The 25,200-nt window shown below is 67.8% G+C and carries 22 protein-coding genes; 12 read left to right on the top strand and 10 right to left on the bottom strand.

The window, feature by feature from the left end; translation table 11 throughout:
* The first annotated feature begins 10 nt into the window (after window positions 1–10).
* Window positions 11–2,671 carry a sensor histidine kinase gene (locus tag ACZK4Z_RS01620; protein WP_180838587.1) on the top strand — a complete coding sequence of 887 codons (2,661 nt, stop codon included), beginning with the start codon at window positions 11–13 and terminating at the stop codon, window positions 2,669–2,671.
* On the top strand, window positions 2,652–3,365 hold the full coding sequence (locus tag ACZK4Z_RS01615; RefSeq protein WP_004153862.1) for a response regulator transcription factor: 714 nt from the start codon (window positions 2,652–2,654) through the stop codon (window positions 3,363–3,365). The genes ACZK4Z_RS01620 and ACZK4Z_RS01615 overlap by 20 nt, the downstream gene beginning before the upstream one ends.
* Window positions 3,366–3,683: 318 nt before the next feature.
* Here the strand turns inward: ACZK4Z_RS01615 and ACZK4Z_RS01610 are convergent, their stop codons facing one another.
* The 3 genes from ACZK4Z_RS01610 to coaBC are packed head-to-tail and all read right to left on the bottom strand — an operon-like array spanning window position 3,684 to window position 7,774.
* A complete protein-coding gene (locus tag ACZK4Z_RS01610; RefSeq protein ID WP_478451138.1) occupies window positions 3,684–6,029 on the bottom strand; it encodes a phosphomannomutase/phosphoglucomutase in 2,346 nt (781 codons plus the stop codon).
* Between the two features lie 12 nt (window positions 6,030–6,041).
* Window positions 6,042–6,515, bottom strand: coding sequence for a dUTP diphosphatase (dut, locus tag ACZK4Z_RS01605; protein WP_057499902.1), 474 nt, complete (start codon window positions 6,513–6,515; stop codon window positions 6,042–6,044).
* On the bottom strand, window positions 6,512–7,774 hold the full coding sequence (gene coaBC, locus ACZK4Z_RS01600; protein WP_125894864.1) for a bifunctional phosphopantothenoylcysteine decarboxylase/phosphopantothenate--cysteine ligase CoaBC: 1,263 nt from the start codon (window positions 7,772–7,774) through the stop codon (window positions 6,512–6,514). The genes dut and coaBC overlap by 4 nt, the downstream gene beginning before the upstream one ends.
* 228 nt (window positions 7,775–8,002) lie before the next feature.
* Here coaBC and ACZK4Z_RS01595 point away from each other — a divergent pair, with 228 nt between their 5' ends.
* The 4 genes from ACZK4Z_RS01595 to ACZK4Z_RS01580 all read left to right on the top strand — a co-directional run bounded on the left by ACZK4Z_RS01595 (window position 8,003) and on the right by ACZK4Z_RS01580 (window position 12,134).
* Complete coding sequence (locus ACZK4Z_RS01595; RefSeq protein ID WP_125894866.1) at window positions 8,003–8,629, top strand: response regulator; 627 nt, start codon at window positions 8,003–8,005, stop codon at window positions 8,627–8,629.
* A 70-nt stretch (window positions 8,630–8,699) separates the two neighbouring features.
* The gene (radC, locus tag ACZK4Z_RS01590; RefSeq protein WP_032130338.1) at window positions 8,700–9,404 is read left to right on the top strand and encodes a RadC family protein; all 705 of its coding nucleotides are present in this window, start codon (window positions 8,700–8,702) and stop codon (window positions 9,402–9,404) included.
* A 114-nt stretch (window positions 9,405–9,518) separates the two neighbouring features.
* Entirely contained in the window at window positions 9,519–11,207 is a 1,689-nt protein-coding gene (gene argS, locus ACZK4Z_RS01585; RefSeq protein ID WP_012478915.1) for an arginine--tRNA ligase, read from the top strand.
* A gap of 21 nt (window positions 11,208–11,228) precedes the next feature.
* Complete coding sequence (locus ACZK4Z_RS01580) at window positions 11,229–12,134, top strand: SPOR domain-containing protein (RefSeq protein ID WP_049399052.1); 906 nt, start codon at window positions 11,229–11,231, stop codon at window positions 12,132–12,134.
* 154 nt (window positions 12,135–12,288) lie between these two features.
* Here the strand turns inward: ACZK4Z_RS01580 and ACZK4Z_RS01575 are convergent, their stop codons facing one another.
* Window positions 12,289–13,041, bottom strand: a complete 753-nt coding sequence (locus ACZK4Z_RS01575; protein WP_125894870.1) for an SDR family NAD(P)-dependent oxidoreductase — start codon at window positions 13,039–13,041, stop codon at window positions 12,289–12,291.
* Window positions 13,042–13,157: 116 nt separating this feature from the next.
* On the opposite strand from ACZK4Z_RS01575, the gene ACZK4Z_RS01570 reads away from it, so the two are divergent.
* Window positions 13,158–13,625 carry a YehS family protein gene (locus tag ACZK4Z_RS01570; protein WP_005411992.1) on the top strand — a complete coding sequence of 156 codons (468 nt, stop codon included), beginning with the start codon at window positions 13,158–13,160 and terminating at the stop codon, window positions 13,623–13,625.
* Here ACZK4Z_RS01570 and ACZK4Z_RS01565 read toward each other — a convergent pair.
* Window positions 13,594–14,481 (bottom strand): LysR family transcriptional regulator, encoded by an 888-nt coding sequence (locus ACZK4Z_RS01565; protein WP_049398095.1) that lies wholly within the window; start codon window positions 14,479–14,481, stop codon window positions 13,594–13,596. The genes ACZK4Z_RS01570 and ACZK4Z_RS01565 overlap by 32 nt on opposite strands.
* Before the next feature lie 144 nt (window positions 14,482–14,625).
* Here ACZK4Z_RS01565 and ACZK4Z_RS01560 point away from each other — a divergent pair, with 144 nt between their 5' ends.
* On the top strand, window positions 14,626–15,774 hold the full coding sequence (locus tag ACZK4Z_RS01560) for an MFS transporter (RefSeq protein WP_336684602.1): 1,149 nt from the start codon (window positions 14,626–14,628) through the stop codon (window positions 15,772–15,774).
* On the opposite strand, the gene ACZK4Z_RS01555 is transcribed toward ACZK4Z_RS01560, so the two are convergent.
* A complete protein-coding gene (locus ACZK4Z_RS01555; protein ID WP_125894874.1) occupies window positions 15,771–16,463 on the bottom strand; it encodes a TorF family putative porin in 693 nt (230 codons plus the stop codon). The two genes, ACZK4Z_RS01560 and ACZK4Z_RS01555, sit on opposite strands and share 4 nt — an antisense overlap.
* A gap of 178 nt (window positions 16,464–16,641) precedes the next feature.
* Between ACZK4Z_RS01555 and ACZK4Z_RS01550 the strand changes: the two genes are divergently transcribed.
* Complete coding sequence (locus ACZK4Z_RS01550) at window positions 16,642–17,031, top strand: DUF6165 family protein (protein WP_125894876.1); 390 nt, start codon at window positions 16,642–16,644, stop codon at window positions 17,029–17,031.
* A 7-nt stretch (window positions 17,032–17,038) separates the two neighbouring features.
* Here ACZK4Z_RS01550 and ACZK4Z_RS01545 read toward each other — a convergent pair whose 3' ends face one another.
* Both ACZK4Z_RS01545 and ACZK4Z_RS01540 read right to left on the bottom strand, forming a co-directional pair.
* The gene (locus ACZK4Z_RS01545) at window positions 17,039–17,710 is read right to left on the bottom strand and encodes a response regulator transcription factor (protein WP_100470066.1); all 672 of its coding nucleotides are present in this window, start codon (window positions 17,708–17,710) and stop codon (window positions 17,039–17,041) included.
* A 190-nt stretch (window positions 17,711–17,900) separates the two neighbouring features.
* Window positions 17,901–18,473 carry an OmpO family porin gene (locus ACZK4Z_RS01540; protein WP_012509803.1) on the bottom strand — a complete coding sequence of 191 codons (573 nt, stop codon included), beginning with the start codon at window positions 18,471–18,473 and terminating at the stop codon, window positions 17,901–17,903.
* A 210-nt stretch (window positions 18,474–18,683) separates the two neighbouring features.
* Between ACZK4Z_RS01540 and ACZK4Z_RS01535 the strand changes: the two genes are divergently transcribed.
* Together ACZK4Z_RS01535 and ACZK4Z_RS01530 are read left to right on the top strand one after the other, a co-directional pair.
* A complete protein-coding gene (locus ACZK4Z_RS01535; protein ID WP_125894878.1) occupies window positions 18,684–21,086 on the top strand; it encodes a S9 family peptidase in 2,403 nt (800 codons plus the stop codon).
* 91 nt (window positions 21,087–21,177) lie between these two features.
* Window positions 21,178–21,537: a DUF1428 domain-containing protein gene (locus ACZK4Z_RS01530; RefSeq protein WP_005407745.1), complete on the top strand. Its 360-nt coding sequence runs from the start codon at window positions 21,178–21,180 to the stop codon at window positions 21,535–21,537.
* A gap of 15 nt (window positions 21,538–21,552) precedes the next feature.
* Here ACZK4Z_RS01530 and ACZK4Z_RS01525 read toward each other — a convergent pair whose 3' ends face one another.
* Window positions 21,553–22,245 carry a hypothetical protein gene (locus ACZK4Z_RS01525; protein ID WP_125894880.1) on the bottom strand — a complete coding sequence of 231 codons (693 nt, stop codon included), beginning with the start codon at window positions 22,243–22,245 and terminating at the stop codon, window positions 21,553–21,555.
* 107 nt (window positions 22,246–22,352) lie between these two features.
* Window positions 22,353–23,246, bottom strand: coding sequence for a histone (locus ACZK4Z_RS01520; RefSeq protein WP_180838490.1), 894 nt, complete (start codon window positions 23,244–23,246; stop codon window positions 22,353–22,355).
* 491 nt (window positions 23,247–23,737) lie between these two features.
* On the opposite strand from ACZK4Z_RS01520, the gene ACZK4Z_RS01515 reads away from it, so the two are divergent.
* On the top strand, window positions 23,738–25,171 hold the full coding sequence (locus ACZK4Z_RS01515; RefSeq protein ID WP_049421476.1) for a Do family serine endopeptidase: 1,434 nt from the start codon (window positions 23,738–23,740) through the stop codon (window positions 25,169–25,171).
* The last annotated feature ends 29 nt before the right edge of the window (window positions 25,172–25,200 follow it).

Here is a 25,200-nt window from a genome sequence, read left to right as displayed (position 1 = left end):
AATGGCACCCATGACTGATGCGCGTACCCGCCAGGCCGATGCCCTGGTCGAAGGCCTGCAACGCGAAGCCGGCGGCAAGCTGACCGTGTTCCTCGGTGCGGCGCCGGGCGTGGGCAAGACCTACACCATGCTGACCCGCGCACAGGAACAGCTGCGCCGCGGTGTCGACCTGGTGGTGGGCCTGGTGGAAACCCACGGCCGCGCCGATACCCAGGCGCTGCTGGAGGGCCTGCCACAGCTGCCGCTGAAGGCAGTGGCCTACCACGGCCACACCCTGCAGGAGATGGACCTGGATGCCGTGCTGGCACGGCATCCGGCGCTGGTGCTGGTGGACGAACTGGCCCATCGCAATGCGCCCGGCAGCCGCCATGAGCGGCGCTGGCAGGATGTGATGGAGCTGCTGGACGCCGGCATCGACGTCTGGACCACGGTCAACATCCAGCATCTGGAAAGCCTCAACGACGTGGTGATGCGGATCACCGGCGTGCGCGTCAGCGAGACCGTGCCGGACGGCGTGCTCGACCGCCTGCACGACATCGTGCTGGTCGACCTGCCGCCGCGCGAACTGATCGCGCGCCTGCAGCAGGGCAAGGTCTATGTGCCCGAACAGGCCGCACAGGCCCTGCAGGCATTCTTCTCGCCGGCCAACCTGACCGCGCTGCGTGAACTGGCGATGCAGGAAGCGGCCGACCGCGTCGACAGCAGCCTGCGCGAAGCACGCGCTGCACGCGGCGAGAGCAACCTGCCGCTGCGTCGCGGCGTGCTGGTGGCCATTGATGGCGGCGGTCAGAGCGAATACCTGGTGCGGGTGGCGCGTCGCATCGCCGAACGCCGCGATGCGCCGTGGACGGTGGTGACCGTGCAGGGCCGGCGCCAGGATGACGCGACCCGACGCGAAATCGATGCGGCCTTCGCACTGGCACGTCGGCTGGGCGGCGACGCCGAACTGCTGCACGGATCGAGCATCGCCGATGCCCTGCTTGACCATGCCGCACATAACGGCGTGTCGACCCTGGTACTGGGCCGCACCCGCGAGCGACCGCTGGCGCGGATGTTCAACCGCACCCTGACCCAGCAGCTGATCCAGCGCGGCGCGCATTACGAGATCACCATCATCAGCACGCCGCAGGCACGTGCGCGCTCGCGCCGCGAGGGCCTGCTGCCGCCGGTGCGCGGCATCAGCTACGAACCGGCGCAGGCACTGATCGCCACCGCGTTGGCCTGTGCGGTGGCATGGCTGGCCGAACGCTGGGTGGGCATGGCCGACCTGTCGATGGTGTTCATCGTGGCGGTGGTAGTGGTGGCCGCGCGCACGCGCGCCAGCGTGGCGGTGATGGCGGCGATCCTGTGTTTCCTCGCCTACAACTTCCTGTTCATCGCACCCCGCTTCACCTTCGCCATCGGCGCGCGCCAGGGCGTGATCACCGTGTTCCTGTTCCTGGCCGCCGCGCTGGTGGCCGGACGCCTGGCCTCGCGCCTGCGCATGCAGGTGATCGCGCTGCGTGCGGCGAATCGACATGCGCGTGCGCGCCAGCAGCTGGGACGGCAGCTGGCCAGCGCGGCCGGCAACGGCGAGGTGGCGCAGGCGGGTCGGCATGCACTGGAACAGGCCATGGACGTTCCAGCCTGGCTACGGATCGGCGCCGATACCGCAACCGGTGGCCGCAGCCAGCCCGGCGACACCGACCTGGCCGCCGCCGACTGGGCGCTGCGCCATGGCCAGCCCAGTGGGCGCTTCACCGATACCCTGGCCGGTGCGCAGTGGTGGTTCCTGCCGTTATTGGATGGCGAGGACCGCGCGATCGGCGTGGCCGGCCTGTACCTGCCCGGCGCACAGGCGCGCCTGCTGCCCGAACAACGGCAGCTGGCCGAAGCAATGGTCGATGACATCGCGCAGGCCGCGCTGCGCACGCGGCTGGTGGCGGAACTGGAGCAGGCGCACGTCAGCAACGAGACCGAGCGGTTGCGCTCGGCGCTGCTCTCTTCGGTGTCGCACGACCTGCGCTCGCCACTGGCGGCGATGATCGGCTCGGCCGACAGCCTGGCCAGCTATGGTGCGGCAATGGATACGGCCGATCGCCGTGCCCTGCTCGACACCATCCTGGTCGAGGGCGAACGGCTGGACCGCTACATCCAGAACCTGCTGGACATGACCCGCCTCGGCCACGAGGGATTGAAGATCAACCGCGACTGGATCGGCGTGGACGAACTGATCGGCTCGGCCGCACGGCGCCTGCAGCGCTACCAGCCGAAGGTGCGGCTGGAGCTGGACATTCCGGCCACGCTGGCGCCGATCTGGGTACACCCGGCGCTGGTCGAACAGGCGGTGTTCAACGTGATGGAAAACGCGGCCAAGTTCTCACCGCCGGATGCTGCCGTGCAGGTGCAGGCGCGTGAACTGGACGGCCAGCTGCGCATCGACGTGATCGATGCCGGCCCCGGCATTCCCGACGACGAGCGTGCGCGCATCTTCGACATGTTCTACAGCGTTGAACGTGGCGACCGTGGCCGCCATGGCACCGGCCTGGGCCTGACCATCTGCCAGGGCATGATCGGCGCGCATGGCGGCAGCGTGCAGGCGCTGCCCGGACGCGACGGTCGCGGTACCCTGATCCGCATCACCCTGCCCCTGCTCAAGCCAGCCTCCCACGATGAGCCCGACCCCGATTGATGCCAGCGTGCCGGCCGCGCGCGTGCTGGTGATCGATGATGAAACCCAGATCCGCCGGTTCCTGGACATCAGCCTGCGCGCGCAGGGCTACCAGGTGCGGCAGGCCGCCACCGGCCAGGAAGGCCTGCAGCTGGCCGCCAGCGAGGACATGGATCTTGTGATCCTGGATATCGGCCTGCCGGACATGGAAGGCCACGAGGTGCTGGAACAACTGCGGCAGTGGAGCCAGGTGCCGGTGATCATGCTGACCGTGCGTGCCGGCGAGGCGGAGAAGGTGCGTGCGCTGGATACCGGCGCGAATGACTACGTGACCAAGCCGTTCGGCACGCAGGAGCTGATGGCGCGGGTGCGGGCGCTGCTGCGCACGCGCAGCGTACCCAGTGATGGCACGCCACCGGTATTCGACGATGGCCACCTGCATGTGGACCTGGTCCGCCGTGAAGTGGCGCTGGATGGCGAGCCGGTAGCGTTGACCCGCAAGGAGTACGCGCTGCTGTCGCTGCTGCTGCGCAACGCCGGGCGGGTGGTGACCCAGCCACAGATCCTGCAGGAGATCTGGGGCCCGACCCACCAGCACGACACCCATTACCTGCGCATCCTGGTCGGCAAGCTGCGGCACAAGCTGGGCGATTCAGCGCTGGATTCGCGCTACCTGTTCACCGAACCGGGCGTCGGGCTGCGGTTCAAGGGGTGAGGGTGTGCCGACCAACGGTCGGCACCCACCAAAGCGAATCCGGAAGAGCATCCACGCATGGCGTGGATCTACTGTGTCGACCAAGGTCGACACCTACCAACAGCGGTCCATGCCGTTCCGACAGATCGCGGAAATTGTCAGGGGTGGGGCGGTGTCGGAGTGCGGGGTGTCAGGCTGCCAAGCCTACAGGGACGTACTTGCGGCGTCCCCGCACTCCGACACCGCCCCGCCATCCCGCGGATAGCTCGCTTTTGATGTTGATGTTGATGTTGCTGCTGCCGTTGCTTCGGCGGGCGCCGGGCGCAGCCCGGCCCCACCTCAGAACCCCAGCGGGGTTTCGCCCAGCACCGGCTGCAGCTGGCTGCGGAACAGCGCCTGGATGCGTTCCAGCGCCGCCTCGTCATTGCCCTCGAAGCGCAGCACCAGCACCGGCGTGGTGTTGGAGGCGCGCACCAGGCCCCAGCCATCGGGGAAGTCCACGCGCAGGCCATCGATGGTCGACAACCGACCGCCCACATACGGGTTGTCCGGCGACTGCGCCGCCGCCACCAGCATCGCCACCAGCGCGTGCGGCGTACCGTCGGCCACCGGCACCTTCAGTTCCGGCGTGGCCACCATCTCCGGCAGCTCTGCCAGTACCTCGTCCGGAGTCTCCTCGCGCTGGGCCAGGATCTCCAGCAGGCGCGCAGCCGCATACAGGCCATCGTCGAAACCGAACCAGCGCTCCTTGAAGAAGAAGTGGCCGCTCATCTCGCCAGCCAGCTCAGCATCGGTCTCGCGCATCTTCGCCTTCATCAGCGAATGCCCGGTCTTCCCCATCAGCGGGCTGCCACCATTGCGCAGCACGTGGTCGGACAGCTTGCCGGTGCACTTCACGTCGTAGATCACCATCGCGCCCGGATTGCGCATCAGCACGTCGGCGGCGAACAGCATCAGCAGGCGGTCGGCATAGATGATCTTTCCTTCGCCGGTGACCACGCCCAGGCGGTCACCGTCGCCATCGAAGGCGACGCCGAGATCGGCACCGAAGCGCTTCACCGTCTGCACCAGGTCTTCCAGGTTGGCCGGCTCGCTGGGGTCGGGATGATGGTTGGGGAAGGTACCGTCGACATCGCAGTACAGCGGGATGACTTCCGCACCGATCGCTTCCAGCAGCTGCGGCGCGAGCGCGCCGGCCACGCCGTTGCCGGCATCGGCCACGACCTTCAACGGGCGGTCCAGCTGCACGTCGTCGGCAATGCGCTGGATGTAGTCGGCACTGACATCGCGCTGCTGGTAATCGCCCGGCTCGGCGGCCTGTACCAGGCGGCCTTCGACGATGCGCTGGTACAGATCGGTGATGGCATCACCGGACAACGTCTCGCCGCCGATGACCACCTTGAAACCGTTGTACTCGGGCGGGTTATGGCTGCCGGTGACCGCCACGCAGGTGCCGGTACGCAGATGGAAGGCGGCGTAGTACACGACCGGGGTCGGTGCCAGGCCGATGTCGATCACCGCGCAACCGGCGCGCCTCAGGCCCTCGGCCAACCCTGCGGCCAGTTCCGGGCCGGACAGGCGGCCGTCGCGGCCGATCACCACCTCGCGCAGGCCCTGCTCCAGGGCCACGGTGCCGATGGCCTGGCCGATCAGCGCCGCCGTTTTCGGCGTCAGTTCACTGCCAACCACGCCGCGGATGTCGTAGGCGCGGAAGATACCGGCCGCCAGTTCCTCGGCCGGAACCGGTGGCGGGGGCGGCGGTGCACTTTCAGTTGTGCTGGCCTCGGCCACCGGCGGCGGCGCCATCTGCAGGCTCTCGCTCAGGGTCGGGCCATGATCGGCTTCCGCCACGGTCGCCCGACGCGGCAGCGGCAGCGACTTCGGCAGGCGGCCGCGCCCCACCACCAGCAGCACGGCGATGAACGCCAGCAGCAGCGCAACGATGGCGCTGGCCAGCGAACCCAGGCCCAGCGGACCAGGTTCGACATTGGGTACCGCGGCCACCAGCCGCAACGGCGTCCCCGAAATCGGCCGCGCCAATGCTTCGGCGCTTTCGGCCAGGCCGGCATCGCCCTGGGCGACGAGGTCATGCGCGCCCTGGCGCAGGCCAAGGAAACCGGCCGATGGCGCACTCACCTGGTCCAGCGGCGAGGTCAGCCGCAGCAATGGCTGGCGCACGTAGAGCACCGCCGGGCCGAGACTGCCCAGTTGAACCGGCGCTGCCAGGCCCAGGCGATTGCCACCGCCATCGCGGACCACGCGCAGGCTGGGCTTGCCTTCGGCCAATGCCGCTTCCAGCAGCGCCAATCGGGCATAGCCAAAGGCGGCCGGGTCGGCGTAGGCGTTGGCCAGATCGGCGGTCAGTACCTCGGCGTGCTCGACGCCGGTCCAGCTCTCGCGGACCGCGAGTGCCGCCGCAGCGGCATCACCGGCCTGCAGCGCCTGCTGCACGCGCTCGTTCTTCAGCTGCTGCTGCAGCTGCTTCAGCTGGCCGGCAGCGGCCTCCTGCAGGCCCTGCACGGCCTGGTCACGAGCAGCTTCCAGCGCCTGGCCGTTGGCCTCCTGGCGCCATTGCTGCACTGCGCTCCATCCGAACCAGCCGGCCAGCAGGATCAGCAGCACCCCCAGTAGTGGCGCACTGCGTCCCAACGACCGTCCCCGCTGTCCTTCCCCGATGCCGCTCATCGATGTCCCCTGTCAACGCACCCCGGTATGGCCGAATCCACCCGTTCCCCGCACGCTGTCGGTGAAAGTATCCACCACCTGCAGGCTGACGCGGGCAATCGGCACGACCACCAGCTGCGCGATGCGATCGCCCGGCTCGATGGTGAAGGCCTCGCGACCACGGTTCCAGACGCTGATCAGCAGCGGGCCCTGGTAATCGGCGTCGATCAGGCCGGTGCCATTGCCGAGCACGATGCCGTGGCGATGGCCCAGCCCCGAGCGCGGCAGGATCACCGCGCACAGGTTCGGATCGGCGATGTGGATGGCCAGGCCGCTGGGAACCAGCGCGGTGTCGCCCGGCTGCAGGGTCAGCGCGGTATCCAGCGCCGCGCGCAGGTCCATGCCGGCGCTGGCCTCGGTGGCGTAGGCCGGCAGCGGCCAGCTGTCGCCGAAGCGCGGATCGAGCAGCTTGACCTGCAGCGGTTGGGAAGTGGATGCCTGGGTCATGCCTGGAGTCTCCGCGCGATCAGCGCCAGCAGTTGTTCGGCCAGCTCGCGCTTGGAGGTGGCCGGGAATACCTGTTCACCGTCCTGCCAGAAGGCAGTGGCCGCATTGTTGTCGCTCTCGAAACCGCCGCCGCTGATGCCGACCTGATTGGCGATCACCAGGTCCAGGCGCTTGTCGACCAGCTTGCCACGCGCGTATTTCTCCACGTCGTGGGTTTCGGCGGCAAAGCCGACCACCAGCTTCAGCGACTGGGTCTGCGCAGCCACCTCGGCAAGGATGTCCGGCGTGCGCACCAGCTCGATCACCAGCGACTGGCTGTCGGCGGTCTTCTTCAGCTTCTGCGGCGCGACCTGGCGCGGCGTGTAGTCGGACACTGCAGCGGCACCGATATAGATGTCGGCCGGCAGCGACTTCAGCACGGCATCGCGCATCTGCGCAGCCGAGCGCACGTCGACGCGCTGCACGCCGAGCGGCGTCGGCAGCTGTACCGGGCCGCTGACCAGCACCACCTGTGCGCCCATCGCGGCGGCGGCCGCGGCCAGGGCAAAGCCCATCTTGCCGCTGCTGCGGTTGCCGACATAGCGCACCGGATCGATGTCTTCATAGGTCGGGCCGGCGCTGATCAGCAGGCGCAGGCCCTGCAGCGCGCGGGTTTCCGGCGCGGCAACGGCCGCGGCGCTGCTGCCATTGGCGGCCAGCGCGGCCACGATGTCGCCCGGTTCGGCCAGACGCCCCGGACCGGACTCGCCTTCGGCCAGCGGGCCGTCGACCGGGCCGATCACCTGCGCGCCGCGCTGGCGCAGCAGGGCGATGTTGGCCTGGGTGGCCGGGTGCAGCCACATGCGATGGTTCATCGCCGGGCAGATCGTCAACGGCGCGGTACTGGCCAGGCACAGCGTGCTGACCAGGTCATCGGCATGGCCCTGGGCCAGCCGGGCCAGCAGATCGGCGGTTCCCGGGGCAACCACGATGCGGTCGGCCCAGCGCGCCAGCTCGATGTGGCCCATGGCCTGTTCGGCGGCGCTGTCCCACAGCGTGGTGCGGGTGGGCTGCCCGGACAGGGCCTGGAAACTGAGCGGAGTGACGAACTGCTGGGCACCGGCGGTCATCGCCACCTGCACCTGGGCACCGGCGTCGCGCAGGCGCCGCACCAGTTCCAGGGCCTTGTAGGCCGCGATCCCGCCTCCGACGCACAACAGCAGTTTCTGACCTTCCAGCGCGCGGGCCTGCGCGGGGGAAGCGTTGGGGGAGTCAGCCACCTGGAATTCCTGTGCAAACGAGGGCGCTAGCTTACCCGATGGTCGGTAATGTCCCGGTGCAGGGTGCACATAGCGGACAGCTATCAGTAGATGGAGCGCGCTGCGCCTGACCCTGGGTTAGCCGGGCATCGGTTTCGGACCTTTCCTATACCTCTACGGGTCTGCGCTTTTGCAGAATCAGGCATTGGCTGCCGTCTGCCGTGGCCTGTTCGACCTTCGAGGAGCCTCGTGCATCCACGCATCATCATTGCCGACGACCATCCCGTGGTCCTGCATGGCATCCGTATCGTGCTGCAGACCCAGCTGATGGACATCGTCGGCAGTGCACGTGACGGCGCCCAGCTGCTGGAGCTGGTGGACCACCACGACTGCGATGCGGTGTTGACCGACCTGTCCATGCCGGGTAACGGCCCGGACGGTCCAGAGCTGATCGACGCGCTGCGCGTGCGTCACCCCGGGCTGCCGGTGGTGGTGCTGACCGGCGCCCGCCATCCCGGGCTGCTGGACGGACTGCTGCGCGAGGGCATCAGTGGGCTGGTCGACAAATGCGCCGATTTCGCCGAACTGCCGCAGGCACTGAACGCCGCACTGGCCGGGCAGGTCTTCGTCTCCCAGCAGCTGCGCCACCACCTGCAGGCGCGCGACCTGCTGTTTCCACGCGAACCGTCGCCGCTGTCGGCACGCGAACAGGAAGTGCTGGATCTGCTGGCGGCCGGGCTCAGCGTGAATGCCGTCGCCGAGCGTTGCGGGCGCAGCCCGAAGACCATCAGCCGGCAGAAGGCCGAAGCCAAGCGCAAGCTGGGCCTGCAGAACAACCAGGAACTGTTCGACTATCTGCAGACCCGACGCGGGTGAGGCATCGTCCGACCCGGTGCTGCGGTATGCACCGATGGGAGCCGTCACGCAGGCTGGCGATGATGCAGGCATGCCCATCCATGACTGGCCCGAACAGGAACGCCCCCGCGAGAAGCTGATCGCGCGCGGGCCCACGGCACTTTCCGACGCCGAACTGCTGGCCCTGTTTCTCGGCTCCGGGTTCGGTGGCCGCGATGCCGTGCAGACCGCGCGCGACCTGCTGCAGGCGCACGGCCCGTTGCGGGTGCTGCTGGACCGCCCCGCGCGTGACCTGGCCCGCCTGCCCGGGCTCGGCCCGGCGCGCAGCTGTACGCTGGCTGCCGGGCTGGAACTGGCCCACCGCTACCTGGCTGCCGAGCTGGAACACGGCGAAGCGGTCGGCAACAACCCGGCCGCGGTCGGCCGCTATCTGCAGCACCGCCTGCGGGGGCAGGCCCGGGAGATCTTCATGGCCCTGTTCCTGGACAACCGGCACCGCCTGATCGCCTGCGAGGAGCTGTTCCACGGCACCATCAACGCCGCACCGGTCTACCCACGCGAAGTGGTGCGGCGCGCCCTGCTGCACAACGCGGCGGCGGTGATCCTCAGCCACAACCACCCTTCCGGCGACCCGGAACCCTCCAGCGCCGATACCCGCATCACCGACGAACTGCAGCAGGCACTGGCGATGGTGGACGTGCGCCTGCTGGACCACTTCGTGGTCGGTGAGGGCCGCCCCGTTTCGTTTGCTGAACGAGGCCTGCTGTCGCCGCCCCAGCCCCGCCTGTTCGGCTGAGCGCCCGCCCTCCAGGCGCCATCGGTCGCCCCCACAGGCAGGTTTCGGTCAGCGTGGCCGCTGGTATCTGCGCTAAAATGGGCGATTCCGCCGCTCATTCTCACAGCAGGCCTCGTGAAAAATCTCCTCCGCGCCCTGATCAGCCAAGGCATCGAAGCCTTGCGCGCCAATGGCACCCTGCCCGCCGACTCCCTGCCGCCGGACTTCGTGGTCGAGCGCCCGAAGACCCGTGACCACGGCGACTTCGCCACCAATGCCGCGATGCTGCTGGCCAAGGCCGCGCGCAGCAATCCGCGCGCACTGGCACAGGCGCTGGTCGAGGCACTGCCGCGCAGCGAGGACGTCAGCAAGGTCGAGATCGCCGGCCCCGGCTTCATCAATTTCCACCTGGCGCCGGCCGCGTACCAGCGTGAAGCCGCGTCGGTCATCAAGGAAGCCCACGACTACGGCCGCAACCTGTCCGGCAATGGCCGCACGGTGGGCGTGGAGTACGTGTCGGCCAACCCGACCGGCCCCCTGCATGTCGGCCATGGCCGCGCGGCGGCGATCGGCGACTGCGTGGCGCGTGTGCTCGACGCCAACGGCTGGAACGCCAAGCGTGAGTTCTACTACAACGACGCCGGCGTGCAGATCGAGAACCTGGCGCTGTCCACCCAGGCGCGGATCAAGGGCATCGCGCCGGACCAGGATGGCTGGCCGGAAGGTGGCTACCGCGGTGAGTACATCGCCGACGTCGCCCGCGCCTACATGGCCGGCGCCAGCGTCGATCTGGAAGGCAGCACCGTGGTCGGCGCCAAGGACCCGGACGACATGCAGGCGATCCGCCGCTTCGCCGTGGCCTACCTGCGCAACGAGCAGAATCTGGACCTGGCCGCGTTCGGCGTCGACTTCGACATCTACTTCCTGGAAAGCTCGCTGTACGCCGATGGCAAGGTGGCCGAAGCGGTGGCCAAGCTGCAGGCGTCGGGTCATACCTATGAAGAAGGTGGCGCGCTGTGGCTGCGCAGCACCGACTTCGGTGACGACAAGGACCGCGTGATGCGCAAGTCCGACGGCACCTTCACCTACTTCGTGCCGGACGTGGCCTACCACCTGTCCAAGTGGCAGCGCGGCTACGAGCGCGCGATCACCGAGCTCGGCGCCGATCACCATGGTTCGCTGGCACGCGTGCGCGCCGGCCTGCAGGCGATGGAAGTGGGCATCCCGCAGGGCTGGCCGGAGTACGTGCTGCACCAGATGGTCACCGTCATGCGTGGCGGCGAGGAAGTGAAGCTGTCCAAGCGTGCCGGCAGCTACTTCACCCTGCGCGACCTGATCGAGGAAGCCGGCCGCGATGCCACCCGCTGGTTCCTGATCGCGCGCAAGCCCGATTCGCAGCTGACCTTCGACATCGACCTGGCCCGCCAGCAGAGCAACGACAACCCGGTGTTCTACGTGCAGTACGCGCACGCCCGCGTCTGCAGCCTGCTGCGCCAGGCACAGGAGAAGGGCCTGGTGTACGAACAGGGCAATGGCCTGGCCAACCTCGGCCGCCTGGCCGACGACGCCTCGCTGCTGCTGATGAACGAGATCTCGCGGTACCCGGAAGTGGTGGAGGCGGCCGGCGTGGCGCTGGAACCGCATCTGGTGGCGCAGTACCTGCGTGAATTGGCGCACGCGTTCCACACGTGGTATCACGGGACGCCGGTGCTGGTGGAAGACGCTGCGGATCGCAACGCCAAGCTGACCCTGGCCTGCGCCGCGCGCCAGGTGCTGGCCAACGGCCTCGAACTCCTGGGCGTCAGCGCCCCGGAAAAAATGTAAGCATCAGGAGACGCAGTACACATGGCAGCACGACGCGGCAAAAACCAGGCACGACGCAACAGCAGCAGCCAGGGCACACCCGGATGGGTGTGGCTGGTCGCTGGCGTGGCGATTGCGGCCGTGGTGTTCCTGGCGGCGCCGAACCTGTTCAAGGGCGAAGGCGATGGCTTCCTGCGCGCCGGTCCGCAGCCGAACCCGAACGCGCAGCCGGCCCCGGTCGCAGATGCCGACAGCGATGTCGGCACCCAGCCGGCCGCGCAGCCGGCCACGCCGAAGCCGGCCGAACCGGAAAAGCCGGCCGCCACCCAGTACGACTTCTACACCCTGCTGCCGGGCAAGGAAGTTGAAATGTCCGACGCCGAGCTGGCTGCCAGCGCGCGTGCTGAAGACCAGCGCCGGGCCAAGGCTGAAGCGCAGCGCGCGCAGGCGGCACTGGAAGGCAAGCCGGTTCCGCCGCCAGCGGCTACCGCGCCCGCACCGACGGCAACCGCCAGCGTGGCCAGCACCGCGCCGGTGACCGCCACCAGCCGTCCGCTGCCGGCACCGCTGAGCGAACGACCGGCTGCGGCAACGCCTCCGGCCAGCACGCCGACGGCGTCGACCAGCACCGCCGCCGCCACTCCGGCAGCGCGTGCGGAAACCGCGCCGACCGCGGCCACTACCCCCGCCGCTGCGGCACCGGCTGCCGCCGACAATGCCCGCTACATCCTGCAGGCGGGTGCGTTCGGTGCCTCCGGCGATGCCGAAGCGACCAAGGCCAAGCTGGCGATGATGGGCCTGGCGGCACGCGTCGAATCGGCGCAGATCAACGGCAAGACCGTGTACCGCGTGCGCATGGGACCGTATGGCAGTGCAGGTGAACTGTCTGAAGCCAAGCAGAAGCTGGATGGCACCGGCCTGCAGGCGATGGCGATCAAGGCACAGTGAGTCTGCCGAAGTGAATGAAAAAGCCGGGCACTGCCCGGCTTTTTTTGTCTGTGTAGAGTCGAGCTTGCTCGACTGCCGTTCAAAGCAGTCGAGCAAGCTCGACTCTACAAAGGGCGAAGAGCAGTCGAGCATGGCTCGACTCTACAAATGAACGTCAGCCTTCGCGGGCGACCTGGAAACCGGCGAAGGACTGGCTGACCGGCATCAGTTCCAGGCGATTGATGTTCAGGTGCGGCGGCAGGCTGGCCACCCAGAAGATCTGTTCGGCGATGTCTTCGGCGGTCATCGGGTTGGCGCCGGTATAGAGCTTGTCCGACGCCGCCTGGTCGCCATGGGTTCGCACCACGGTGAACTCGGTTTCGGCCATACCCGGCTCGATCGTTGTCACGCGCACGCCGGTGCCGTGCAGGTCCGAACGCAGGCCGAGCGAGAACTGGCTGACGAAGGCCTTGGTGCCACCGTAGGCGTTGCCACCCTGGTACGGGTAGACGCCGGCCACCGACGAAATGTTGATGATCGCGCCCTTGCGCTCCACCAGCTGCGGCAGCAGGCGGTGGGTCAGCGTCACCAGCGCGGTGATGTTGGTGTCGATCATCGTGGTCCAGTCCGACAGCTTGGCGCTCTGTGCCGGCGCGGTGCCCTGCGCCAGGCCGGCGTTGTTGACCAGCAGATCGATCTCGCCGAAGGCCGGCGGCAGTGCCAGCAGCGCCGCTTCCATCGCCACCGGATCGCGGATGTCGAAGGCGGCGGCATGCACCACGTCCTTGCCGTAGCGCTCGACCAGCGGCTGCAGGCGTTCAGCGCGGCGGCCGGTGGCGATCACCTTCCAGCCCGCCTGGGCGAAGCGGTGGACGGCGGCGGCGCCGAAGCCGGACGTGGCGCCGGTAATCAGGACAGTGCGGGTCATCAGGCAACTCCAGGGGGAAAACCAGACCCCCATTCTGGCACCGTCGGCCGGGGGTTGCGTTGCCTGATCGGCCAGATCCGGCCCCACCTGTCGGGGTGACCGGTACAATTGGGGCCATGATCAACAACGATGTCCTGCGCAGCGTGCGCTACTCCCTGGACCTGGGCGACCACCACGTGGTGACCCTGTGCCAGATGGCCGACCCGGCCTTCGCCGTAGATCCGGAACAGGTGAAGGCCTGGCTGCGCCGCGAGGACGAAGCCGGTTTCGAGGCGATGAGCGACAGCGCGCTGGCGCACTTCCTCGACGGCCTGATCGTGCACCTGCGCGGTCGCGACGAAAGCCAGCCGCAGCGTGCGGTGGAAACCCGCATCGACAACAACCTGGTGCTGAAGAAGCTGCGCGTGGCCTTCCAGCTGCGCGACGTCGATCTGATGGAGATCTTCGCCAGCGCCGGTTTCAACGTCTCCAAGTCGGAAGTGGGCGCATTGTTCCGCCAGCCCGGGCACACCAACTACCGACGCTGCCTGGACCAGATGCTGCGCAATTTCCTCAAGGGCCTGAGCCTGCGCCTGCGCGGCTGAGCACGGCCTCGACGAACGCCCGCGCCGCCGGTGTCGGCAGTCGCTGCCAGACCAGGTGCACGCGGCGGGTCGGGGTCGGCTGCAGCGGAATCTGTACCACCCCCTGGAACCCGTCGGCGATCAACGCTGGCACGATGCCAACCGCCAGCCCATGGCGGACGAAGCGCTCGATCAGTTCCATCAGATTGACCTCGAAGCGCACCGTGTGCGGCAGGCCAGCGGCAGCGAAGGCATCGTCGGTCTGCCGCCGCGCACCGGTGCCGCGCGGAAAGTCGACCAGCGCCTCGTCCTGCAGTTCGGTCAATGGCAGCCGCTTGCGGCGGGCCAAGCGGTGCGACGGCGCCAGCACCGCCACCAGGTCTTCTTCCTGCAGCATCTGGTGGCAGACCCCGTCCAGCCCTGCCGACGGCGCCAATCCGACCAGCGCCACGTCCAGCTCTCGCGACTGCACCTGCGCGATCAGGTCCTCGCTCTTGTCGACCCGCAGCTGGAACTCCACCTGCGGGTGCGCCTGCTGGAAGGCCGCCAGCATCGCCACCACATCGATGTCGGTCAGCGAGGAGATCTGCCCGATCGCCAGCAGGCCACGCACCTCGCCAGTGACGGCGGCCACGTCGGCGCGCAGGTGGCGCAGGCTGGCCAGCACCTGGCGTGCATGCACCAGCAGCGCCTCGCCGGCGGCGGTGGCCCGCACCTGGCGCGGCAGGCGCTCGAACAGCGTTGTGCCCAGTTCCTGCTCAAGATGGGCGATCTGGTGACTGAGCGCGGACTGCACCACGTGGCAGCGCTCGGCGGCGCGGGTGAAGTTGCCCTCCTCGGCCAGGGCGACGGCGAACTCGAGCTGCTTGAGATTCACGCAACCATCTCATTTCCAGATGACAGGGATGATGATGATTCATTTCCATCATGACTGCAGCAGGCGGACACTGTGCTCCCCCGCTTCCTGGAATACCGCGTGAGTCCGTCCCTCCCCCCTCTGCACCGCTGGCAGGTGCTGCTGATGTCGGTGGCTACCGGCGTGGCCGTGGCCAGCAACTACTATGCGCAGCCACTGCTGCACACCATCGCCGATGCCTTCGGCGTGCCGTTCGGCCAGGTCGGCATGGTGGTCACTGCCGCACAGCTGAGCTATGCCGCCGGACTGATCCTGCTGGTGCCGCTGGGAGACCTGTTCGAACGCCGCCGCCTGATCGTGGTGATGAGCCTGCTGTCGGCAGGCGGACTGGTGATCAGTGCCTGTGCACCGTCGCTGACCTGGTTGCTGGTGGGCACCGCGATCACCGGCCTGTTCTCGGTGGTGGCGCAGGTACTGGTGCCGTTTGCGGCCACGCTGGCCGCGCCGGAACATCGTGGCCGCGTGGTCGGCACATTGATGAGTGGCCTGCTGCTGGGCATCCTGCTGGCGCGCACCGTGGCCGGCCTGCTTTCCAGCCTGGGCGACTGGCGCCTGGTGTATGCGATCGCCGCCGGCACCCTGGTGCTGACCGCGCTGGCGCTGCAGCGCGGCCTGCCGCGATTCCACCACAGCGCCGGCCTCGGCTATTTCGCATTGCTGCGCTCGATCGGCGTGCTGTTCGTGCAGGAGCCGGTGCTGCGCCAGCGCACCCTGCTGGGCGCCTGCAGCTTCGCCATGTTCGCGATCTTCTGGACGCCGCTGGCGTTCCTGCTGGCACAACCGCCCTACGCCTACAGCGATGCCACCATCGGCCTGTTCGGGCTGGTCGGCGCCGCCGGTACGCTGGCGGCCGGCCTGGCCGGGCGCATGTCCGATCGTGGCCAGACCGGACGTGCCACTGCCATCGCACTGATGCTGTTGCTGCTCTCGTGGCTGCCGTTGGGGCTGTCGGCACACTCGCTGCTGGCGCTGCTGGTCGGCGTGGTGGTGCTGGACCTGGCCGCGCAGCTGCTGCACGTGAGTAACCAGAACCTGATCTATGCACTGCAACCGGCAGCGCGCAACCGCCTCAATGCCGGCTACATGACCGGCTACTTCATCGGCGGTTCGCTGGGTTCGCTGCTGTCGGCGCAGGTCTACCAGCGCTTCGGCTGGACCGGCGTCTGCGTGGCCGGTGCTGCGGTGGCCATGCTCGCCCTGCTGCTGTGGCTGCCCGGCGCGCTGCGCGCGCGCCAGGCTTCGGTGACTGACTAGAAGCTGCCCTGCAGCGCCAGCTCCCAGCGTCCGCCGGCATTGCCCGGAAACAGCCGCTTCGCTGCGTTGTCGGTGTCATGCACGGTGGCGCGCAGTTCCCATGCCGGGGTCAGCGAGGCGATGGCACTGAGCTGGCCATGCAGGTAATCAGGCCCCTGTGCGGTGGCCAGCCAGTACTGGCCTACCGCCGCTTCGAGGCGGAACCGTTCGTGCAACGGCACCCGCACACCCAGCTGGGCGTAGGTGCCGCGACGGCCGCCCGCCAGCGCGTCGTTGGAATGCGCCAGCTGCAGCCAGGCGCGCTGCTTCCAGGTCGCGGTGGTGTTGAGCTCGGTCCAGTCCAGCGCGCGGCCGGTGCCCGGGTACACGTAGCGGGTCAGGTTGGCATCCAGTGCCCAGTCCGGTGCCAGTGCACCACTCCAACCGGCCACCAGGTCGAACTCGCTGCGCGCGCCGTTGTCCGGCTTGAACGATACGTTGGACCCCCAAACGCTGGCGTACCAGCCCGATGGGATCGAGACCTTCGCGCCGGCCTGCACCGCCGGGTCGCCGTCGCTCTGCGAGCTGCCGCGCCACACGTAATCGCTGGTCAATGCGGCACTGCCACTCACCTGCGCCTGGGCGGTGCCGATGCCGAGCAGCCCTGCCAGGGCGGCCACCACTGCCGCCATCATTCCCTTGCTGTTCACTGCACTGTGTTCCTCGTCGAAGGCGGTCACGCCGCCGGGACCGCAGTGTCGAGGCGGTGGCCGTAACGGATCGAGGGTGCTGCCGGGCCCGTGGCGCAAATTCGGCGTAAATCCCGCGGACCGGGGCCACATGCCAGCAGCGCGGTATCATGGCGCCCTGTTTCCAGGAACCAACCGCGTGGACGCCATCCTGACTCCGGTATCGATCGGCGAGCTGATCGACAAGATCACCATTCTCGAGATCAAGGCCGAGCGCATCGACGATGCCGCCAAGCTGAGCAACGTGCGCACCGAGCTGGACGGCCTGCTGCCGTTGCTGCAGCTGCAGCTGCAGACTCAGCCGGCGCTGGCCGTGCTGAAGCAGCAGCTGAAGGCGATCAACGAGCGCATGTGGGACATCCAGGACCAGCTGCGCGACAAGGAAGCGGCCCAGGTGTTCGACGATGCCTTCATCCAGTTGGCGCGTGGTGTCTATGGCACCAATGGCGAGCGCGTGCAGGTGAAGAACGAGATCAACCGCGTGGCCGGTTCGGCTCTGGTGGAAGAAAAGCAGTACCAGGGCGAGTAACGCCACCTCAATCAGCGTCGATCAGATGGCGGAAGCGGAACAGCTCGCCATCGTTGCGGATGCCCAGCTTGCGGTACGCCGCTCGCTTCTGCGTGCTGATGGTGCTGGCTGCACGCCCACTGCGGCGTGCCATCTCGCCGGTGCTGCAACCACGCAGCACCCACTGCAGGACGGTGCGCTCGCGGGTACTCAACCGTGGTGAACGCATGGACTGCTGGCGCTGCCGACGGGACTGGTTCAACTGTGCACGCAGATCCGGCGGCACGAAGCGCCCGCCACGGGCAACCACGCTCACTGCCCGCAGCAGCATCTGCGGCGCGCAGGCCTTGGACAGGAATCCGCGCGCACCGGCCTGCAAGGCCAAGGACACGACACCCGCGTTGCAGTGTGCGGTCAGCACCAGGATCGGCACTGCCGGCCAGTGGCGTGATAGGTGCCGCAGCAGTTCCAGGCCTTCGCCGCTGTCACCGATCGGCAAGGCGTCGACCAGCAGCAGATCGATCGCGGCCGCCTGCTGCTGCAGGCGCTGCAGCAGATCACCGCTGCGGCCGTAGCTTCCATCGACCTGCAGGCCCGCCTGCCGGGCCAGGACTTCCTGCACGCCATGCCGCAACAGCGGGTGTGGATCCAGCAACAAGAGGCGGCAGGGAGAATCGCGGGGCGACGGAAACGTGGGCATCGTTGCATTCCTGCAGAACAGGCCACTCACCCTAGGGCGCAGCCGACGCCTGCGGAATCCAATTCGTTGCAATGCCGCCCTTCCGCCGCGACACGGTCAGGTAGCGTTTGCCCAGCCGGAAACGCAACAGGCCCGGCATGGGCCGGGCCTGTCGAGGCATCTTCGGCGCGCAGGCGCGCCGAGGAAGCAATTACCAGCTGAAGCGCGGGCCGACGGTGTATTCCTTGTCGCCGTCGCGGTTCATCTTCAGCTCGCCATTCAGGCCCCAGTTCTGGTTCAGCTTGACCTGACCACCCAGGCGGCCGTACCACTGGCCTTCCGGATTGATGCCGTGCTTCTTCGAGAAATCTTCGTAGCCGACCATGCCGTAGACTTCGGCGTGGGCACCGAAGGCGGTGCGGATACCGGCTTCAGCGCTGTAGCCATTGAAGTCCAGGCCGTGCTTCTGGTCGCGCTTCTGGTAGGCAACGCGGGCAACGAAGTCGGTGGTCGGAGCGATTTCAACGTTGTAGCCGGCACCGATCTTCCACTGGTCCAGCTTGATGTTGGTGTTGTCGATTTCCTGGCGGCTGTAATCACCGAAGGCGTGGAAGTTCGGCAGGAAGCCGTACGAACCCTTCACGCCCCAGCCGTCGGCCTTGAACGCGTCGATGTCGGTCTTGGCGTAGTCGGCTTCGGCGTAGTTGTACGACAGGTTCTCAGCAGCCGAGGCGGTGAACGGCAGGGCAGCGGCCAGCGCCAGAGCAATCAGCGAATTCTTCATGGGGGTACACCTTTACTTTCTTATGGTGTGCAGCAGCGCCAAGGCGCCATCGCATCGGGAATGTAAATTCTCCGTTATTCGCCACAACGCTCCCTGAAAACAGCGGTCTTCGCATTGCTGAATTTTTTGCCTTGATTCAGGCTGTCTCTGGCATACGCGCGAGGCGCGCGTGCATTTGTGATTCGTCGTCGATTGCAACAGGAGGTTGCCTTGTACGTTTCCGATCCGCCGCTGGTGCCTGTTCGCGCCGCGCTCCTGGCATGCGCTGCCCTGTTTCCGATCCACGCTGCGCACGCACTGCAGGCCGCTGACTACCAGCGCGCCGAACGCGTGCATGACAGTCACCTTCGCGGTGCGCTGCGCAATGCTTCGGTGCTGCCCCACTGGCTGGCCGATGGGCGCTTCTGGTACGAACGCGAAACCACGCAGGGCCGGCGCCAAGCGGTACTGGTCGATCCAGTCCAGGCCACACGCCAGATCCTGTTCGAACCCGATGCGCTGGACGCTGCGGTTGCACCTCTCGGCGCCAGCGGACCACGCCTGCGCTTGAACAACGTGCAGGTACTGGATGGAGGCCTGCGCCTGCAGTTCAACGGCGAGGCGGCGATCAGCTGTCAATGGCCACGCCTGCAGTGCGTGCCTTCGCAGGATGCAGTGCCAGCGGGCGATGCACTGCCATCGCCCGGCGGTGATGCCTGGCTGCAGGTACGCGATCACAACCTGTGGCTGCAGTCGCCCGGAATGGCAGCACGAGCGCTGACCAGCGGCGGTGAACCCAATCATGGCTTTGGCGTGCTGCCGGACTTCACCCTGCGCGGCATTCCACGCCGCCAGGGCCGGATGCCGACGCGGCCGTTCGCGGTCGGCTGGTCACCGGATGGCCGCTACGTGGCCGGCATCCGCTACGACGAACGCGCGCTGCAGGACTACCCCTATCTGGAAAGCAGCCCGGCCAACAGCGCGCGGCCGCGCGTGCATACGGTGAAGCTGGGGCTGCTGGGTGACACCCGGCAGGTGCGCGACAGCCTGTATGTGGTCGACACCCGCAACGGCCAGCAGCATGACATCGCCTTGCCGGAAGGCTGGAACACCCTCAGCGAGGCCGGCGTACTCGGCTGGGACGGCGACCGGTTGTATGCCGTGATCGCGCACTTCGGCGCACCGCGCAGGCTGCGTCTGCTGGAGATCGATGCCAACAACGGTGCGTTGCGCACGGTTCTGGAAGAAGCCAGCGACACCCGCCTGCAGCTCAACGTGTATTCCTACAACCGGCCAGCGGTGGCCATCCTGCCCGGCCAGGACACGGCGGTGTGGTTCTCGCAGCGCGATGGCTGGGGCCATCTGTACCGGGTCCGCCTGTCCGACGGCAAGGTGCTGCGCCAGCTCACCCGCGGCCAATGGGCGGTGCGCTACCTGCTGGGCGTGGACGCTGCGGGTGGCCGGGCGTACTTCAGCGCCGGCGGCGTCGACGGTGGCGACCCCTACGTACGCGGCCTGTACCGTGTATCGCTGCAGGGGGGACCGGTCCAGCGCCTGGCCGCCGATGGCAACGACCATCTGGCCGATGCCGGCACCGGCGCGTTGTTCGGCGGGCGCGCCCCCCAGGCGCTGTCGCCTGGCGGTGGCTATCTGGTGGATACCGTTTCCCGTCTCGACCAGCCACCACGCACCGTGCTGCGGGCCAGCGATGACGGTCGCGAGCTGCTGTTGCTGGAAGCGGCGGACAACCGGGCAGTGCTTGCTGCGGGGTGGCGCCCACCGCGGCGCGAACGTCTGCTGGCCGCCGACGGGCGCACGCCGATCTTCGCCACCGTCTACCTGCCCCGCGACTATCGCGATGACGGCAGCTTCCCAGTGATCGATGCGATGTACGGCGGCGCCTTCATCAGCAATGCCCCGGTGACCTACGCCGAGGCGGTGTCCGCGCTGAATCCGGTGTCACGGGCCAGCCTGGCCGAGCTTGGCTTCGTGGTGGTCAGCATCGATGCGCGCGGCACCGGCGGCCGCGACAAGGCCTTCCATGACAGCAGCTTCCTGCACGGCGCCGATGTGCAGCTGGATGACCATGTGGCCGCGCTGCGCCAGCTGGGCGAACGCTACCCGGGCATCGACCTGCAGCGGGTCGGCATCTACGGGCATTCGTTCGGCGGTTACAGCGCGGCGCGGGCATTGCTGCGCTACCCGGCGTTCTACAAGGTTGGCGTGGCCTCGGCCGGCAGTCACAATTTCCAGGGCATGTACGGCGGCGCCCTGCACGGCATGGACCGGCTGTTCGGTGGCGTGCTGCCAGCCACGGCCATGACCGATGGCGTGCCGGCGCCCTTTGCCGGGCTCGACAACGCAGCGCTGGCCGACAACCTGCGCGGGCATCTGATGCTGGTCTATGGCGAGCTGGACGAAAACGCACCGCCGGCGCTGACCCTGCAGCTGGCCGCCGCCTTGAACAAGGCCCAGCGCAGCTACGACCTGCTGTACCTGGCCCGGCAGGACCACGAGCTGTTCCGCAACGACGCCACCTACACGCACCGCATGTGGGACTACTTCGTGCGCCACTTGGCCGGCCAGCAGCCACCGGAGACGGTGCTGGCGCCGCTGCCCGGTGGGCCGGGCTGAACAGGCGCACACAGGATGTCGATCCACGGCGCCCTGGTTCGTCGGGTACTTGAAGGCCGTGCATGCGGCACGGTCCATCCGGAGGCAGGCAATGAGCTACATCGATGGTTTCGTCCTGGCGGTGCCCACCGCCAACAAAGAGAAGTTCCTCGCCCATGCACGCACAGGGGATCCCGTTTTCATCGAGTACGGCGCGCTGCGCGTGGTCGAGTGCTGGGGTGACGACGTACCGCACGGCAAAACCACCGACTTCTTCGGCGCGGTGAAAGCCACGCCAGATGAGACGGTCGTGTTTTCCTGGATCGAATGGCCAGACAAGCCGACCCGCGACGCCGGCATGAAGAAGATGATGGAAGACCCGCGGTTTGATCCCGCGACGAATCCGATGCCGTTCGACGGCGCGCGGATGATCTACGGTGGGTTCGTGCCGATCTACGAGCTGACGCGCTGAACCGGGCGGACGTGCTCAGCGCGCGTCCGTCTCATCGCTGGCGGAGGCATGGCCGGCGCCCAGTGCGGCGCCGGCGCCGAGGCCCATGCCGCCCATTCCGGCCCCCATTCCGCCACCGCCGCCACCGCCACCACCCGCACGACCGCCCTTGGCATCGCCATCGTTGCGGCCCTTGCCACCGCCACTGGCAGCGGGCCGGGTCGGGCCCTGCGGTGGAATCTGCAGGTCGGTCGGAATCGGCGCCAGATCCAGCGCTTCGCGCACGAAGTCGCGCAGCGAGACCACCAGTTCGTGGAGGTGCACCGGCCGCCCCTGTGCCAGTTCGTTGGCCGCACGCGCGGCCAGCCGCACCTGCTCGTCGGTGCCCAGCAACAGGATGTCCGACAGTGCCGCTTCAACCGCATCGCGGATGCGGCGCGCGCGATCCGAGCGGGGTTCGGCGATGCCTTCGGCATCTTCGCGCTGGCGCAGGTCGCGGCGATGGCTGGGATCCACACCCAGTTCGCCAGTGAACGACCCGCCCAGGGTCTTGTAGGCCGCCATCAGCGTGCGCAGCCGTTCGTTGATCTGCCGGTTCTCGCGCTCGCGGCGCTGTTGCAGGGTCTGCATCACCAGCAGGCGGATGCCTACGCCCAGCAGGGTGATCAGGACCAGGCCGGCCAACGTGGACAGCACGCCCTGCCAGGAACTGAAGTCGATACCACGCATGCCCGGGGCTCCTGCAGGAAGAACCTGCATCTTGCCCCAGACCGTGCCCCAGAAACGCGAAAGGCCCCACCACCCGTTGGGTGGCAGGGCCTTCGGTCACGGCGCGATTACTTGCGCTTGGCGACCTTGCGCACGGCCTTCTTGGCCGGAGCCTTCTTGGCGGCGACCTTCTTCAGCGGCGCAGCCTTCTTGGCGACCGTCTTGCGGGTGGCGGCAACCTTCTTGCCCACCGCCTTCTTGGCAACGGCGGTCTTCTTGCCGACAACCTTCTTGGCAGCAGCGGTCTTCTTGCCGACGGCCTTCTTGGCGACAGCAGCCTTCTTGCCGACAACCTTCTTGGCGGCCGCGGTCTTCCTGGTGGCGACCTTCTTGGTAGCGGCAACCTTCTTGCCGACAACCTTCTTCGCAGCCACGGCCTTCTTGCCAGCGACCTTCTTGGCGGCGACGGTCTTCTTGGCCACGGCCTTCTTGGCGGTGGCGACCTTCTTGCCGACAACCTTCTTGGCGGCCGCGGTCTTCTTGGCAACGGTCTTCTTCGCGACGGCGGCCTTCTTGGTGGCAGTCTTCTTCACGGTAGCGACCTTCTTGCCAGCAGCCTTGGTGGCAGCCTTGGTGGTCTTCTTGGCAGCGGCGGCCTTCTTGGTCACGGCCTTGCCTGCAGCCGCCTTCTTCTTGGCCACTTCCTTCTTCAGGGCAGCGGCTTCGGCCTTGGCGTTCTTCTTGGCGGCTTCCAGCTTCTTCTTGGCGTTGGCAACAGTCTTGCCGACCGACTTGGCAGCCTTCTCGGCCTTCTTGGCAACGGTCTTCTCGACCTTCGCCACGGCCTTCTTGGCCTTGGCAACGCGGGTGCCGGCAGCCTTGGTGGCGCGCTTGACGGTCTTCTTGACCGACTTCACTGCGTCTTCGGCAGCGTGGGCGATGGTCTCGCCAACGTTGGTGGCGGTTTCTTTGACGTTCTCGACGGCGTCGGTCACGACCGACACACCATTACCGTTGCTCATGTTGCCCTCCTGCGGGCCTTAAGTATCAAAACGGGGCGATGCTATACCGACATTGACGATCGTGGAACGGGGCATGCGCCCGCAATCGCATCTGCTGCGACGGTAATGGTGTAGCCCAGCACCCTCTCGAGCACAGTGGGTTGACAGGAAACCCCTTTTTTTCAGTGCTGCGCCGCACGGTGCGGGTAGCGGCAGGTGCTGCCTGCGCGCACCTGCCAGAGTGCTGCGAAAGGCATGCGATATGGCGCATCGCGGCACCAGGATGCGCAGAACTGCGCAAGTATCAGCCTGTATCCACACGCGCTTCGGCAGACGTCGGCACATTGCGAAGCACGCCCGACGTTGTCGCCACCGCCCCACAGATGGCGACGCCGACCCGCGTTCCGGGCGCCCGGTTTTCATGGCGCATTTATCCAGATCGCGACACACTCATTCAGCTTGTTTTACCGTAGGGCCGAACCGCCCCCACCCACGCCAGCGAACCGACTCCCATGCGACCGCTTCCCACCCTGCTCACGCTCGCAATCGCCGCCGCCTTCGGTGGCTTCGTTGCCACCGGCATCAATGCCCACCTGGACAACCGCGCCGACGCCGCGCCGCTGCCTGCGGTACTGCCGACCACGGCGGCATTGCCGGCCTCGGTGGCCGGACAGGCGGTGCCGTCGCTGGCACCGATGCTGGAGAAGGCGATGCCGGCCGTGGTCAGCGTCAACACCAAGCAGGTGGTGCGCGTGCGCAACCCCTTCTTCAACGATCCGTTCTTCCGCCGCCTGTTCCCGGACATCCCGCAGGAACGCATCAACGAATCGCTGGGCTCGGGCGTGATCATCGACGCCAAGGAGGGCCTGGTGCTGACCAACCACCACGTCATCGACAACGCCGATGACGTGCAGGTGACACTGGCCGACGGGCGCACGGTCAAGGCCGAGTTCCTCGGTTCGGACCGCGATACCGACATCGCGCTGATCCGCATCCCGGCGCAGAACCTGACCGACATCAAGCTCGGCAACAGCGACCAGCTTCGGGTCGGTGACTTCGTGGTGGCCATCGGCAACCCGTTCGGTTTCAGCCAGACGGTCACCTCCGGCATCGTCTCGGCGGTGGGCCGCAGCGGCATCCGCGGGCTGGGCTACCAGAACTTCATCCAGACCGATGCGTCGATCAACCCGGGCAACTCCGGTGGCGCGCTGGTCGACCTGCAGGGCCAGCTGGTCGGCATCAATACCGCCAGCTTCAACCCGCAGGGCAGCATGGCCGGCAACATCGGCCTGGGCCTGGCGATCCCCTCCAACCTGGCGCGCAGCGTGGTCGACCAGCTGGTCAAGCACGGCGTAGTGGTGCGCGGCACGCTGGGCGTGGAGAGCCAGAACCTGACCGCGCAGATCGCGCAGGGCCTGGGCCTGGGTGAAACCCGTGGCGCACTGATCACCCGCGTGCTGGCCGGTTCGGCCGCTGCGACCGCCGGACTGAAGCCGGGCGACGTGGTGGTTTCGGCCAACGGCCAGCGCGTGGACAGCGCAGAAGCCCTGCACAACGTGGAAGGCCTGGCGGCGGTCGGCAGCACGCTGACGCTGGACGTGCGCCGCGAGGGCAAGCCGCTGCAGATCAAGGCAACCTTGAAGGAACAGGCGCGCGCGGTCACCGGCGAGAGCCTGGACCCGCGCCTGACCGGGGCCACCTTCGTCGACCTGCCCGAGTCGCTGCGCCAGTCCGGTGTCGGTGGCGTGCTGGTCAGCGAGGTCAAGCGCGGCAGCCGCGCGGCCACCAACGGCCTGCAGCAGGGCGACATCATCACCGATGCCACCGTGGGCGAATTCGCCGACCTGGCCAGCTGGCGCGCCAACTTCCAGCAGCGCCCGCCGACCCTGGTGATACGCGTGCTGCGCAACAATGGCCAGCAGCAGGGCCAGCTCGTGATGCGCTGATCGCCCTGCCGTAACACCCCCTATACCCC

The sequence above is a fragment of the Stenotrophomonas sp. 71799_Sma genome (genome assembly GCF_056482505.1).
Note: the sequence above shows the minus strand (reverse complement) of the source record. Positions and strands in the feature narration are given on the sequence as shown.

Coding starts and splice junctions, on each gene's coding strand:
- ACZK4Z_RS01620 (WP_180838587.1), top strand. CDS start 11: ATGACTGATGCGCGTACCCGCCAGGCCGATGCCCTGGTCGAAGGCCTG.
- ACZK4Z_RS01615 (WP_004153862.1), top strand. CDS start 2,652: ATGAGCCCGACCCCGATTGATGCCAGCGTGCCGGCCGCGCGCGTGCTG.
- ACZK4Z_RS01610 (WP_478451138.1), bottom strand. CDS start 6,029: ATGAGCGGCATCGGGGAAGGACAGCGGGGACGGTCGTTGGGACGCAGT.
- dut (WP_057499902.1), bottom strand. CDS start 6,515: ATGACCCAGGCATCCACTTCCCAACCGCTGCAGGTCAAGCTGCTCGAT.
- radC (WP_032130338.1), top strand. CDS start 8,700: ATGCCCATCCATGACTGGCCCGAACAGGAACGCCCCCGCGAGAAGCTG.
- ACZK4Z_RS01580 (WP_049399052.1), top strand. CDS start 11,229: ATGGCAGCACGACGCGGCAAAAACCAGGCACGACGCAACAGCAGCAGC.
- ACZK4Z_RS01575 (WP_125894870.1), bottom strand. CDS start 13,041: ATGACCCGCACTGTCCTGATTACCGGCGCCACGTCCGGCTTCGGCGCC.
- ACZK4Z_RS01570 (WP_005411992.1), top strand. CDS start 13,158: ATGATCAACAACGATGTCCTGCGCAGCGTGCGCTACTCCCTGGACCTG.
- ACZK4Z_RS01560 (WP_336684602.1), top strand. CDS start 14,626: ATGTCGGTGGCTACCGGCGTGGCCGTGGCCAGCAACTACTATGCGCAG.
- ACZK4Z_RS01545 (WP_100470066.1), bottom strand. CDS start 17,710: ATGCCCACGTTTCCGTCGCCCCGCGATTCTCCCTGCCGCCTCTTGTTG.
- ACZK4Z_RS01540 (WP_012509803.1), bottom strand. CDS start 18,473: ATGAAGAATTCGCTGATTGCTCTGGCGCTGGCCGCTGCCCTGCCGTTC.
- ACZK4Z_RS01530 (WP_005407745.1), top strand. CDS start 21,178: ATGAGCTACATCGATGGTTTCGTCCTGGCGGTGCCCACCGCCAACAAA.
- ACZK4Z_RS01525 (WP_125894880.1), bottom strand. CDS start 22,245: ATGCGTGGTATCGACTTCAGTTCCTGGCAGGGCGTGCTGTCCACGTTG.
- ACZK4Z_RS01520 (WP_180838490.1), bottom strand. CDS start 23,246: ATGAGCAACGGTAATGGTGTGTCGGTCGTGACCGACGCCGTCGAGAAC.
- ACZK4Z_RS01515 (WP_049421476.1), top strand. CDS start 23,738: ATGCGACCGCTTCCCACCCTGCTCACGCTCGCAATCGCCGCCGCCTTC.